The sequence below is a fragment of the Corallococcus caeni genome (assembly GCF_036245865.1).
GTDB lineage: Bacteria > Myxococcota > Myxococcia > Myxococcales > Myxococcaceae > Corallococcus > Corallococcus caeni.
The window spans coordinates 19,859-32,414 of sequence record NZ_BTTW01000011.1; the positions used below are offsets into that span (position 1 = coordinate 19,859).

The following is a 12,556-nucleotide window of genomic DNA, read 5'->3' on the forward strand; positions in this document are numbered from 1 at the left end:
CGCCCATGAAGGACGCGTACATCGTTCTGGATTACTCGGCGCTGGAGACCCAGCTGTCCAGCGTCATGACGCCCCACCTGAAGGGGTACGTGACGGCGAAGGCCCGGGCCGCCCATGGGACCAAGTACTTCAACGCGTACAGGGCCACGGAGCCCGTCGGCTTCGTCTGCGACATGAGGCAGCCCCTCAAGGCGCTCCACGACGCCATCCAGTTCATCAAGGGGCGGCTTTCGAGCATCCGCACCAGCCAGGTGAAGATCCTCATCGCGGGTCACGGTCAGTTCAACGAGAACCGCGGCATCGTCCAGGGCGGCGCGAGCGGCACGATGCTCGGCGTGGCGAACGAGCGCATCGCCGAGCACGTCCAGCGCATCACCTCCGCGCTCCAGGGACAGTGGATCCAATGGACCCTCTCCCTGTGCGTCTGCTTCGCCGCGAGGCCCAAGACCGGCTACGCGGACCGCGTCACCCAGGACAGCGACGTGGAGGACAGCATGGCCGGTCAGCTGGCCCGGCTGCTGCGCAAGAAGCTTCCGGACTTCACCCTCAAGGCGAACTTCACCCCGGTCAGCATCGGGGACTCCGGGCACCTCAAGGCCAATCTGGAGCAAAGCCAGCTGCGCAAGTTCAGGCTCAAGCAGGCGGAGGAGCTGGCGCGCAACCAGTACGCGCGCGGCTACGCGTTCTGGAGCAACCTGGACTCGACGGAGCCGATGCCGCTCTGGAGCATGTGCTTCACCAGCGTGTATGCCTTGAAGGAGGACGAGGTCTCCGACGAGAACGTGACCTCCGCCGAGCTCCAGGAGTCCTTCCGCCATGAGTTCCTGCAGCTGGCGGAGGGCATCGCCGCGACGGATGCGGAGTTCGCGGAGTCGCTGGAGCGCAACGCGGAGGCGCTGGGTGACATCCTGAACTACCGCCTGGTGGACCTGCGCGTGCAGGCGCACCAGTCCAGCAGCATCGAGAAGGCGAACAAGGTCGTGTGGACGTGCACCAAGGGCCAGCTCTCCCACACGGTGACGATCCGGGAGGCGTAGGGTGGCGGACGCCGTGGTCTACGACGTGATCATCGCGGGGGGCGGGCCGGTCGGCCTGTTCCTCGCCTGCGAGCTGCGGCTCGCGAAGCGCTCCGTGCTGGTGCTTGAACGCCTGGAGGATCCGCACTCACCCCTGAAGCGGTTCCCGTTTGGAAGGCGAGGCCTCTGGGGTCCGAGCATCGAAGCGTTCTACCGGCGCGGACTGCTGGAGCAACTCGCGCCGCGAACCGCGGCCAACCTCCGCGGGCCGGCGGGCCACTTCGCGGGCATCCCGTTCGACTTCAGCCACATCGATTCGTCGCGGTGGACGTACCGGCTCCCGGGGCCGGCCGACACCCAGTTCGGGAGCGAGATGGAGCAGCTCGAGCGCGTCCTCGCCGCTCATGCGCTCGCCCTCGGGGTCGAGATCCAGCGCGGCCAGGAGGTCGAAGGCTTCGAGGCTTCGGAAGATGAAGTCACCGTCCGTGCCGGTGGGCAGCGGTTTCGCGCGCGCTGGCTCGTGGGGTGCGACGGCGGCCGCAGCATCGTCCGCAAGCAGGGGGGCTTCGAGTTCGTCGGGACCGAGCCTGAGTTCACGGGGTACTCGGTCCACGTGGAGGTCGCGGATCCGGAGAAGCTCCGGCCGGGCCGTCATTACACGCCGACCGGCATGTACACCCAGGGGCAGCCCGGGGTGATCGCGATGGCCGACTTCGACGGCGGCGCGTTCCATCGCACCCAACCCATCACGCTCGAGCACGTGCAGGCGGTCCTTCGACGCGTGTCCTGCACGGACGTGACCGTCAAGGCGATGCATGTCGCCACGACCTGGACCGACCGCGCGTATCAGGCAACGACCTACCGCAAGGGACGGGTGTTGCTGGCGGGCGACGCCGCGCACATTCATTCACCGCTGGGCGGCCAGGGCTTGAACCTGGGACTTGGCGACGCGATGAACCTGGGGTGGAAGCTCGCCGCGACCCTCCGGGGGGATGCCCCCGAGGGTTTGCTCGACAGCTACACCCTGGAGCGGCACCCGGTGGGGGCGCGCATCCTGGATTGGTCGCGGGCCCAGGTCGCGTTGATGCGACCCCAGCCTGCTTCCCGCGCGCTCGAAGCCATCCTCCGCGACCTCATCGACACGCGCGACGGCGCGACCTACTTCGCGGAGCGTGTCTGGGGTGTGTCCATTCGCTACGGCCTCGGCGAGGAACACCCGCTGGTGGGCCGCAGCTGCCCGGACTTCGAGCTGGAGGATGGAACGAGGCTCGGCACGCTGCTTCGGGATGGACGCGGTCTGCTGTTGGACTTCGGCCGTGAAGCGCCGCTCCAGGCGCTGGATGGCCATTGGGGCGAGCAGGTCCGGTATGTGGCTGGCGACGCCAGGGAGCGCCGTGGAGTGAGCGCGCTGCTCGTGCGGCCGGATGGGTTCGTCGCCTGGGCGAGCGATACAACTTCCCAGCCCGAGGAAGTCACGGACGCCGCGGCGAGGTGGTTCGCGCGCCGCGGCTGACAAGCAGCACGGCCCTTCAGTTCTTCTCCGGCAGCGACCAGTTCAGCTGGAAGCGGTGCGAGCCATTGGGCGCGCTGTCCAGCCAGCCGGTGATGCTGTCGCTCTTCGCGAGCAGGGGGCCCAGTTCCGTGCTCGCGCCGAAGAACGCGGCCAGCTGCTGGTCTCCCATCACGTCCATCAGCGACACCTGGGACAGGCCGCGCGCCACCTTCTTCGGATCCAACGTGAACTCCACCGCGCGCTTCAGCGGCCCGCCCTTCTCCGGCAGCGCCGCGAGCATCGCCTGCGTCACCGTGGAGTCGTTGCCGAAGACGAGCTGCTTGCCCTTGAGCCGCACGTAGACGCTGCCGCCCTTGGCCTCCATCGCGTAGCCGTCCTCCAGCGCCTTCACGCCGGGGAACTTCGCCAGCGGGGCCAGCGCCGCCTTCACCGCCGCCGCGTCCGTCACCTCCGCCGCCAGCGCCTGCTTCGCCGCGAAGAAGCGCACCTCCGGCTTGCGCAGCGACCCCTTCACCGCCACCGAGTCCACCCCGAACAACACCTGCCCCGTCATCTGCTTCGCCAGCGCGTCCGTCACCGCCTTCACGTCGTCGGCGGGGCACGCGGGACACACCGACCGCACCGCGCCCGCCACGGACTCCACCGCCTGCGCCACGCCCGTCGGCGCCACCTGCGCGCGCGCGAACAGCAGTCCCGCGGGTGCCATGGCGCCGTAGGGGCTGGTGCCCCTGGCCTGGAAGGGCGGCAGGGGCAGCTTCGTCGCCGTGCCCTCCACCTTCAGCCCCGTCGCCGTGCCGTCCAGCGCCACCACGCCGTCCTTCGTGGACACGAACAGCACCCCCGGCAGCGTGGCCATCCGCGCGTCCGCCGCCGGAGCCTTGAGCGCCACCAGCTTCGCGGCCTCCTTGCGGAGCGCTTCGTCGGAGTCCGTGCTCAGGAAGGCGCAGGCCTCCTGGCCCTTGATGACGTAGCCCCCGAAGCCTCCCGTGGCGCTGGGTGCGCGCAGCGTCGTCACGCCCTTCACCGTGCCCGCCCTCACGTCGCCGTTGCGCGCGAGCACGTTCGCGGCCGCTTCCTGGAACACCTTCGGGTCCTTCACCCGCGTGCACGCGATGCGGCCGTCCTGCCGCATGGACACGGACAGCGGCCCCGTCGCGTCGATGCCCAGCGCCTCCAGCGCCTCCGGCTTCGAGAGGTCCAGCTGGAGGATGGGGTGCAGCTCGCCGCTCCACGACGCCGGGCTCAGCATCTGCGAGTACGCCCCCGCCCGCGTCAGGAACGCGTTCAACCCCTGCACCTGGTCGAGCTGGGGGATGTGGAGGACCGTCACCGTCGAGGCGGCGACGCGAGGCGCGGGTGCGGCCGCCAGCGTGGCGGCAAGAGCGAGGGCGAGCATGCCCCCACCTGAAAGCGCCCCACCGTCCCTGTCAAGGCACTCCCACCCGGGACGCCCACCACCAACGTCCGCAAGGCGCCCCGCCCGCCCTACGCGGGCAGCCGCCCCGTGTTGGCCCAGTCAATCATCCGCTCCGCCAGCTCCTCCGCGTTGCGGCGCAGGTAGGCCAGCTGCAGCACCTCGTCGTCCGTGCACGCCAGCGCCATGCGCACCCGCACGCTGTCCACGAAGCGCAGCACCTGCCCGATGCTCAGCGACGCCCGGTCCTCCAGCACCCCCGCGAAGCGCGCCACGTCAGCCTCCACCGCGCAGCCCTCCGCCAGCAGCGCCGCCACCAGCGCGGACCTGGGCACCCGGTGCTCGCGCGACCGCCCGTCCTGGAGCTGGCGCCGCCACGGCTGCGCCTCCCACCGCGCCCCGCCGGTGCCCACGGGCTCGGGCCCACCCTGTGTCCGCGACTCCATCGCTTGCAGCATCAGCGCCCCCTCTTCCAGGACCAGGGTCCGTCCTCGGGCATGACCGGCGTCGGGCCTCCGCACCCCGCGCGGGCTGGAGGCTTTGCTGGAAAAACGCCTTGGTCCTGCTTTCTTGACGGCCCCGAGGGACGTTCGAACTGTCATGCGCGGACACCTCCGTCAGGTCTGCTTTGAGGGAATTGTCGGAAGGGGTCCCGCGTGGCTCGGGGACGGGGGGCGGGGGCGGATGTCTTCCCGGGGACAGTGGGTGGCCCCGGGGACGGATTGGGCCGGACCCCGGATTTCCCGCATCGTTCGGAGTCCTGGTTCCGGGGGGCGGGGTCGTCGGCCGCGTCCTTGCCGGAACCGTCACGGCCTTCCGGGGGGAAGCCATCCATGTCGAACCTGCTCGACCTGCCGCGTCAGGCGTTGATGGATTTGCGCTCGCGTCTCAGCCACCTGCCGCTCGTGTCCCACCTGCACCGGCGGCACGCGCCCAACAGCCTGGCCCTGTCCAGCCCCGCGCCGCAGGACTCGGTGCTGGCGGACCCGCAGCGCGTGGAGATGTGGCGCCGCGCGGTGGAGCGCTACGTGCGCCCCAACCAGGTGGTGGTGGACGTGAAGACCGGCACCGGCCTGCGCACCTTCCTGGCCGCGCACCAGCAGCCTCGCAAGCTGTACGCGGTGGATGACTCGCGCCTGCTGGACACCACGCAGTGGGTGGCCCGCCGCAACGGCCTGGACCGCATCGCCTTCGTGCGCGAGCCCACCTGGCACTTCCAGCCGCCGGAGAAGGCGGACGTGCTGCTTCACGAGCTTCTGGGGGATGCGCTGCTGGACGCGGGGCTGGTGCCGCGGATGCTGGATTTGCGCTCGCGGCTGCTCAAGCCGGGGGGCCGCATCCTCCCCAACCGCTTCGAGGTCTTCGTGGAGCCGGTGCAGCTTCGCGAGGAGGCGTGCGTCCCGTTCATCTGGACGCAGCACCTGCCCCACGTGGACTTCCGCTGCCTCCAGTCCCTGCGCGAGGCGATGAGCCCGTCGTACTTCACGCGCCTGGTCCGCTCCTACGAGGTGGACCACCTGCTGTGCGAGCCGGAGCCCGCGTTCGGGTTCGACCTGGAGACGATGCGCGCGGACGCGCTGCCTTCGCGCGTGCACATCCGGCGGCCGGTGGAGGAGGACGGGCGGGTGGACGGCTTCTGCCTGTTCTACAAGGTCGCCTTCGACGCGGAGCTGGCCTTCGACGTGTCCCCGCTGCGCGAGCGCAACACCACGGCGATGACGCTGCTGCGCGTGGAGCCCCGCGAGTTCAGCCGCTACGACACGCTGGACTTCGAACTGGAGCTGCCCAATCCGTCCGACCCGCGCACCTGGCGGTGGCAGTTCACCTGACGGCAGTGCCGGAGCCTGGAGTGATGCCCGGTGGACAGCCTTGCCGCCGCCGGGTGTCGCCGCAGGTGGGCGCACTGCCTAGCTTGCACTCCACATGCGACCGTACCGGCTCCTCGTCCTGCTCCTCGTGTCCGCCGCCGCGCTGCCCGCGGCGGCCCAGGCTCCGCGCACCGTGGCGGGCGTGTGCGGCCGCACCAACTGGGTCTGCGTGTCGGAGTGCATCGACGCGGAGTGCGTCGACAAGTGCCTGCGCGAAGGGTGCGAGGACGCGCTCAAGCGGCTGAAGGCCTGCACCAGCAAGGCGGCCTGCGCGCCGGACGACACGGCGTGCGCGGCGAAGTCGTGCGGGCTCACCTGCCAGAAGTCCTTCGAGCCCGCGCCCAAGAGCCCGGAGAAGCTGGTGGCCAACCCGTGCGAGGGCGACAAGGCCCCCAGGGGCACCCCGGTCCCCAAGGAGCTGGTGGGCACGTGGGTGCTGTCCGCGGCGAGCATCCCGGACGTGGACCAGGGCCGGGAGGAGCGCATCGACGTGCAGCCCCGGTCCGACTACGCGCGGGCGCTCCAGTTGACCCCCGACGGGTGCTTCGTGCTGCGCACGAAGCTGGATGACGCGACGCTCGGGCGCGGCAGCACGCTGGACGTGCGCGCGTGGGGCAGGGTGGAGGTGAAGGAGGTGAAGGACAAGAAGCACCTGGCGCTGCGCACGCAGGACGGGCAGGCCGTGGGCCCGGTGTGCGGCAAGGAGCGCGTGGTGCCCCTGGCCAGCGGCAAGTTCAAGGGTGGCGAGTTCACGTACGCCATCGAGGAGAAGGACTCGCTGGTGCTCACGGTGCCGGGCGCCACGCGGCAGACGTTCCAGTTCGAACGGGAGAAGCAGGAAGCGCCGGAGCCTCAACCCAAGCCTTGAGGAGGACCTTGCCCCCACGGGGCGCACGGGTGAGAAGGACGCCATGGCAGGCCGCGAGCGGATGGCGAGCATGGACGCGGCGTGGCTCCAGATGGAGGAGCCCGCGAATTTGATGATGATCACCGCGGTGCTGTGGTTCGACGGCGCCGTGGACCGCGAGCGGCTGCTCACGGTGCTGCGGGAGCGGCTGGTGGAGCGCTACCCGCGCTTCCGGCAGCGGGTGGTGCCCGGGCCCCTGGGCGCGCCGCACTGGGAGGACGCTCCGGACTTCAAGCTGGAGGAGCACCTGTCCACGCTGCGCGTGCCGGCGTCGACGGGACTCGCGGGGCTGGAGGCGCTCGTCGGGGACTGGATGGGCGTGCCGCTGGAGCGCTCGCGTCCGCTGTGGCAGTTCCACCTGGTGCACGGCGCGCGGGGCGGCGACGTGCTGCTCGCGCGGCTGCACCACTGCATGGCGGACGGCATCGCGCTGGCGCGGGTGCTGCTGTCGCTCACGGATCCGGTGGACGCGGCGGGGACCCCCGAGAGCACGGAGGCCCCGGAGGTCTGGAGTGAAGGCGCTCCGGCCGAAGCGGCTCGGCAGCCCCAGGCTCCGGGATGGATGCGGCTCGCCCGGAGCGCACGCTCGGCGCTGCGCAAGGGCGCGGAGTTGGTGCGCGAGCCCATCCTCGCGGGGGACCTCGTGCGCGAGGGCGCGAAGGGCGCGGCGGCGCTGGGCAAGCTGCTGGTGCTGCCTCCCGACCCGCGCTCTCCGCTGCGCGGACCGCTGGGCACCCGGAAGCGGGCCGCGTGGTCGGAGCCCATCGCGCTGGAGCGGGTGAAGGCGGTGGGCCGCGCCCTGGGCGGCACGGTGAACGACGTGCTGCTCACGGCGGTGACGGGCGCGCTGCGGCGCTACCTGGCCACGCGGGACGCGCCGCTGGAGGACGTGCACGCGCTGGTGCCGGTGAACCTGCGGCCGCTGGACGCGCCGGTGCCGCGCGAGCTGGGCAACCGCTTCGGCGTGGTGTTCCTGCGGCTCCCCGTGCACCTGGCGGAGCCCCGCCGCCGGCTCCGCGAGGTGGCCAAGCGGATGGAGCACCTCAAGCGCTCGCCGGAGGCCGTGCTGACGTCGGGCATGCTGGAGCTCTTGGGCCACACGCCCGCGGCGCTGGAGCGCGCCGTCGTGGACGTGATGGGCACCAAGGCGTCGCTCGTCGCCACCAACGTGCCCGGGCCCCGCCAGCCGGTGGCGCTCGCGGGCACCCGGCTGGAGGGACTCACGTTCTGGGTCCCCCAGGCCGGCCACGTGGGCCTGGGGGTGAGCCTCTTCAGCTACGCGGGGCAGGTGACCGTGGGCGTGGCCTCGGATGCGTCACGCGTCCCGGACCCGGGGGCCCTCGTCTCCGCGTTCCAGGAGGAGCTGGCCGCGCTGGAGACGACGGTCCCCTGAGCCCTACTTCGCGAAGAGCTTGCTCGGGTCGTACTTGCCGCGCACGTCCTTGAGCTTCGCGCGGATGGCGTCCGGCCACGCGCTGTCGAAGTGCTCCGCGGACTGGACCTTGCCCATGAAGTTGATGGTCATCTCCGGCGACAGCCACGGCTTCAGCTCCGCGCGCAGGCCCTGCGTGGCGCCGGGGAGCACCGTGTCGAACAGCGGCGGGTGCATGCCCACCAGGCCGATGATGAAGTTGCCGCCGCGGCCGCCCACCGCCGAGCCGCCCGCCACGTCCCTCCAGCTGGCGCCGCCCAGGTGGCGGATCTCCAGCATGAAGTACGGCGTCTGCACGCCCGCGCCCACGTGGCGCAGCACCGTGGCCGCGAAGTCCTGGTCCACGTGGGTCAGCATCATGCCGTTGGTCCACACGGGGGTGGGCTGATCCGGCTCATTGTGGATGCGCGCCATCTGGGACGCGGGCAACTCGCCCAGCATGTCCAGGTAGACAGGGGCCAGCGCGCGCAGGGGCGCCGCGAGCTTCGCGCCGTCCTCGACGGAGCCCGGGTACGCGAAGCGCAGGTTGATGACCGTGCGGCCGCGCAGCGGGGGCGGGATGAAGTCGAACGGCGGGAAGCGCATGACGGCGATGCTCGTGGACACGCGCGCGTCCGCCTCCGACGTCCACTTCACCCAGCCGCGCAGCACGGCCTCGATGTGCTGCTCCTCGAAGAAGAGGCTGCCCGCGTACAGCGAGCGCAGCTCCACCAGCTTGAGCTTCACCTCCGTCACGATGCCGAAGCCGCCCTTGCCGCCGCGCAGCGCCCAGAACAGGTCCGGGTGGTGCGCGGCGCTCGCCTGGACCGTCTCTCCGTCGCTGGTGACGACCGTGTAGCCCACGACGTAGTCGGAGCTGACGCCGTGGCTGCGGACGAGGGGCCCCAGGCCGCCGCCCAGCAGGTAGCCCACCACGCCCACGTTCGTGGACGAGCCGGCGACGGGCGCCAGGCCGTGCTTCGCGGCCTCCGCGATGACCGGCTCCCAGCGCGCGCCCGCGCCGATGGTGGCCGTGCGCGCCGCCGCGTCGATGCTCACCTGGTTCAGCGCCTTCGTGGAGAGGAGCACGCCGGAGGTGACGGACGCGTACGTCCCGTGCCCCGTGGCCTGCACCGCGACGGGCAGGCGGTTCTCCCGCGCGAAGCGGAGGGCCTCCGCCACGTCCTGCGTGGACTTCACCGCCACCACGTACTGCGGCGTGTGCTGGACCAGCACGTTGAAGCCGGCGCACTCCGGGCCATAGCCCGCGTCGCTGGGGGTGTAGACGGGGCCGCTCACGCGGCTGGCGAGGGTCTGGGTCATGGGGCGTTGCTCCTTCGTGTCAGCCAACCCTTGCGGGTCGGGAGGGGGACTCGAGTGAGGTGCGGTGCCACGTCGAGGGAGTACGAGCGCGAAGCAGCATAAACCTGGAAGTCCGGTTCGTACACGGAAGCGCTCCGTGAAGACACGGCCCGGGCTTCAGAGGGCCGGCCTCCCGCCACCCCTACGACAGGCCGTGCTCCTCCAGCTTGTTGTAGAGCGTGCGCCGGCTGACCCCGAGCAGCCGCGCCGCCAGCGTGCGGTTGTCGCCCGCGCGCTTCAGCGCATCCACCAGCGCCTCCTTCTCCACGTCCTTGCGCCGTGACTCCAGCGTGACGGAGTCGGACGGAGGCAGCGGCGCGGCGACGGGCGGCGGCGCGATTCCCGGCTGGCGCGACAGCTCCCGCGCCACGTCCGCGCCGGTGAGCACGGGCCCGTCGGAGAGCACCACCAGCCGCTCCAGGAAGTTCTGCAATTGGCGCACGTTGCCGGGCCACGGCTGGGCCTGGAGCGCGCGCAGCCCGTCGTCGCTCAAGCTGAAGGGCGGCCGGCCGTTGGTCCTGGCGTGCACGTCCAGGAAGTGGCGGGCGAGCAGCGCGATGTCCTCCGGCCGCTCACGCAGCGTGGGCAGCCAGAGGGGCACCACGTTGAGCCGGTAGAAGAGGTCCTCGCGGAAGGTGCCCCGGCGCACGCCGTCCTCCAGCGCCTGGTGCGTGGCCGCGACGAAGCGCACGTCGACCTTCACGGTCTGCGTGCCGCCCAGCCGTTCGAACTCGCGCTCCTGGAGCACGCGCAGGAGCTTCACCTGCACGGCGGGGGACACGTCGCCAATCTCGTCCAGGAACAGCGTGCCGCCGTGCGCCAGCTCCACGCGGCCGGGCTTGCGCGTCGCCGCGCCGGTGAAGGCGCCCTTCTCGTAGCCGAACAGCTCGCTCTCCAGGAGCGTGTCCGGGAGCGCCGCGCAGTGCAGCTTCACGAACGGCCCCGCGCGCCGGGGGCTGCCCTCGTGCAGGGCGCGCGCGGCCAGCTCCTTGCCGGTGCCGGACTCGCCGCGGAGCAGCACCGTGGCGGTGCCCTGGGCGGCCTTCACCAGCAGGGCCTTCACCTCCGTCATCGCGCGGCTTGAGCCCATCAGCAGGCCGTCCAGCGCCTTGCCCCCGGCGCGCGCGGGTTCGGGCGTGTGGCTCGCCTGGAGCAGCGCCTTCTTCAGCGTGAAGAGGAGCTCCTCGCGGTCGAAGGGCTTGAGCACGAAGTCCGCCGCGCCCGCCTTCATCGCCTCCACGGCCAGCGGCACGGTGCCGTGCGCGGTCATCAGCAGCACGGGCACGTCCGGCCAGCCGCGCCCCACCTCCGCGAGCAGCTCCATGCCGCTCATGCCCGGCATGCGCACGTCGCTCAGCACCACGTCGATGGGCCGGCGCGCGAGCAGGGCCAGGGCGTCCTTCGCGCTGGACGCCGGGTGCGGGGTGAGGCCCGCCTGGGTGAGCAGCGCGCCCAGCACCTTGAGCAGCGCGGGATCATCGTCGACCACCAGGACGTGGCCCTTCAGTGCGTCGCTCACGCGGCTTCTCCCTCGGATGACTGCGCCGCCGGGGCGGGCGTTGCCGGCAGGCGCAGGCGGAGGATGGTGCCACGGCCCTCGCCGCTCGTCAGGGACGCGGTGCCGCCGTGCGCCTCCGCCACGCGCCGCACGAAGGCCAGGCCCAGGCCGCTGCCCGTGGCCTTGGTGGTGTAGAAGTCGTCGAAGGCGCGCTCGCGCGTGCGCGCGTCCATGCCGCTGCCGGTGTCCTGCACCTCCACCACCACCGCGTCGCCGTCCTGCCGCGTGCGCACGGTGAGGGTGCCGCCCGCGGGCATGGCCTCGAAGGCGTTGCGCACCAGGTTCTCCAGCGCGTTGGCGAGCAGGTCCTCGTCGCCCGCGCACTCGGGCAAGCCGAGGGCGAGGTCCTTCTGGAGCTCCACCGCGCCCGGGGTCGCGAAGGCCTGGAGCGACAGCACGCCCTCCACCAGCCGGTTCAAATCCAACGGCCGGCGCAGCGGCTCCACGCGCGCGAGGCGCTGGTACGTGCCCGCCACGCGGTCCAGGCGCTCCACCTGCTCCAGCAGCAGGTCCAGGAAGTCCCCGTGCGCGTCCCAGGAGTGGCCGCGCGCGTGCTCTTCTTTCAAGTACTGCGCGGCGCCCTTGAGCGCGGCGATGGGGTTCTTCAGGTCGTGCGCCATCTGCGCGGAGAAGCGCCCCAGCGTGGCCAGCTGCTCCAGGCGCTCGCGCTGGGTGACGAAGCCGGTGACGACGCGCCGGGCCGCCGCGAGCAGCGCGAAGGTGATGGCGGTGGTGCCCACGACGAGCGCCCCGGACTCGGCGGCGAAGACGCGGAAGAGGGTGAGGTAGGCCAGCACGCCCACCAGCGCGAGCACGACGGCGTGCATGGCCGCGCTCGTGGCGCGCGCGTCCTGTCCGAAGAGCTGGAAGCGCAGGGACACGATGGCCATCACCGGCAGGCCCAGCAGCGTGCCCACGTTGCCCAGCTTCGGCACGGGCAGGGCCATGTCCGCCGCCAGGTCCGTGAGCAGCAGCGCGACGAGCAGCGTGAGCCCCAGCACCACCAGGCCCGCTCGCGCCCGCTCCTCCTGCGAGCCCGTGCGGCGCAGGTGCCGCGTGAGCAGCACGAAGCCCGTGGTGAGGATGGGGATGACGCCGACGGCGACCGCGAGCCCGAAGCCGAAGGTGTTGATGCGCTCCTCCAGCGCGGGCACGCCCATGGCGACGAGCATGGTCAGCGCGAGCGCGCCCATCACCGCGTAGGTGCCGTACATGGCCCAGGCGGAGCGGCGGCGGCGGCCCACGAACGCGAGGATGAAGTGCACCGCGCACGGCAGCGTCATCAGCGCCGCGGCGAAGCCCATCAACCGCCAGCCGGAATCTCCAGAGCGCGCCAGCCCGAAGGCGGAGAAGTTCCAGGAGGACAGCGCGATGGACAGGAGCGACAGCGGCAGCGCGAGGGGGCTCTTTCCCACTCGGGCGAGCGCGATGCCGGCAAGGGCAAGCTGCCCCGCGCAAGCCAGCAGGCTGACCCACATGGCGCCCGTCATCGCGAGCCTTCGTGGCT

Annotated in this window: 10 protein-coding genes; 5 read left to right on the forward strand and 5 right to left on the reverse strand. The window is 71.7% G+C overall.

Annotated features, from left to right (window positions below):
• Positions 1-5 precede the first annotated feature (5 nt).
• A complete protein-coding gene (locus tag AABA78_RS34335; protein WP_338269702.1) occupies positions 6-1,037 on the forward strand; it encodes a hypothetical protein in 1,032 nt (343 codons plus the stop codon).
• A gap of 1 nt (position 1,038) precedes the next feature.
• A complete protein-coding gene (locus tag AABA78_RS34340) occupies positions 1,039-2,529 on the forward strand; it encodes an FAD-dependent monooxygenase (protein ID WP_338269704.1) in 1,491 nt (496 codons plus the stop codon).
• A gap of 16 nt (positions 2,530-2,545) precedes the next feature.
• Here the strand turns inward: AABA78_RS34340 and AABA78_RS34345 are convergent, their stop codons facing one another.
• Positions 2,546-3,925, reverse strand: a complete 1,380-nt coding sequence (locus AABA78_RS34345; protein WP_338269706.1) for a hypothetical protein — start codon at positions 3,923-3,925, stop codon at positions 2,546-2,548.
• An 89-nt stretch (positions 3,926-4,014) separates the two neighbouring features.
• Positions 4,015-4,401: a hypothetical protein gene (locus AABA78_RS34350; protein ID WP_338269708.1), complete on the reverse strand. Its 387-nt coding sequence runs from the start codon at positions 4,399-4,401 to the stop codon at positions 4,015-4,017.
• A gap of 375 nt (positions 4,402-4,776) precedes the next feature.
• Between AABA78_RS34350 and AABA78_RS34355 the strand changes: the two genes are divergently transcribed.
• The 3 genes from AABA78_RS34355 (at position 4,777) to AABA78_RS34365 (ending at position 8,111) form a co-directional block, all read left to right on the forward strand.
• Positions 4,777-5,772 (forward strand): class I SAM-dependent methyltransferase, encoded by a 996-nt coding sequence (locus AABA78_RS34355; RefSeq protein ID WP_338269709.1) that lies wholly within the window; start codon positions 4,777-4,779, stop codon positions 5,770-5,772.
• 94 nt (positions 5,773-5,866) lie between these two features.
• The gene (locus AABA78_RS34360) at positions 5,867-6,679 is read left to right on the forward strand and encodes a hypothetical protein (RefSeq protein WP_338269710.1); all 813 of its coding nucleotides are present in this window, start codon (positions 5,867-5,869) and stop codon (positions 6,677-6,679) included.
• Between the two features lie 43 nt (positions 6,680-6,722).
• Positions 6,723-8,111 (forward strand): WS/DGAT/MGAT family O-acyltransferase, encoded by a 1,389-nt coding sequence (locus AABA78_RS34365; protein WP_338269711.1) that lies wholly within the window; start codon positions 6,723-6,725, stop codon positions 8,109-8,111.
• A gap of 3 nt (positions 8,112-8,114) precedes the next feature.
• Here AABA78_RS34365 and AABA78_RS34370 read toward each other — a convergent pair whose 3' ends face one another.
• The 3 genes from AABA78_RS34370 to AABA78_RS34380 form a co-directional block, all read right to left on the reverse strand.
• Positions 8,115-9,452: an FAD-binding oxidoreductase gene (locus AABA78_RS34370; RefSeq protein WP_338269712.1), complete on the reverse strand. Its 1,338-nt coding sequence runs from the start codon at positions 9,450-9,452 to the stop codon at positions 8,115-8,117.
• Positions 9,453-9,633: 181 nt separating this feature from the next.
• A complete protein-coding gene (locus AABA78_RS34375) occupies positions 9,634-11,010 on the reverse strand; it encodes a sigma-54-dependent transcriptional regulator (protein WP_338269713.1) in 1,377 nt (458 codons plus the stop codon).
• Positions 11,007-12,539 (reverse strand): sensor histidine kinase, encoded by a 1,533-nt coding sequence (locus AABA78_RS34380; RefSeq protein WP_338269714.1) that lies wholly within the window; start codon positions 12,537-12,539, stop codon positions 11,007-11,009. The genes AABA78_RS34375 and AABA78_RS34380 overlap by 4 nt, the downstream gene beginning before the upstream one ends.
• Positions 12,540-12,556 lie beyond the last annotated feature (17 nt).

Bases quoted from the DNA above. Each gene is read 5' to 3' on its own strand.
- AABA78_RS34365 (WP_338269711.1), top strand. From the start codon at position 6,723: ATGGCAGGCCGCGAGCGGATGGCGAGCATGGACGCGGCGTGGCTCCAG.
- AABA78_RS34350 (WP_338269708.1), bottom strand. From the start codon at position 4,401: ATGCTGCAAGCGATGGAGTCGCGGACACAGGGTGGGCCCGAGCCCGTG.
- AABA78_RS34335 (WP_338269702.1), top strand. From the start codon at position 6: ATGAAGGACGCGTACATCGTTCTGGATTACTCGGCGCTGGAGACCCAG.
- AABA78_RS34380 (WP_338269714.1), bottom strand. From the start codon at position 12,539: ATGACGGGCGCCATGTGGGTCAGCCTGCTGGCTTGCGCGGGGCAGCTT.
- AABA78_RS34355 (WP_338269709.1), top strand. From the start codon at position 4,777: ATGTCGAACCTGCTCGACCTGCCGCGTCAGGCGTTGATGGATTTGCGC.
- AABA78_RS34370 (WP_338269712.1), bottom strand. From the start codon at position 9,452: ATGACCCAGACCCTCGCCAGCCGCGTGAGCGGCCCCGTCTACACCCCC.
- AABA78_RS34360 (WP_338269710.1), top strand. From the start codon at position 5,867: ATGCGACCGTACCGGCTCCTCGTCCTGCTCCTCGTGTCCGCCGCCGCG.
- AABA78_RS34345 (WP_338269706.1), bottom strand. From the start codon at position 3,925: ATGCTCGCCCTCGCTCTTGCCGCCACGCTGGCGGCCGCACCCGCGCCT.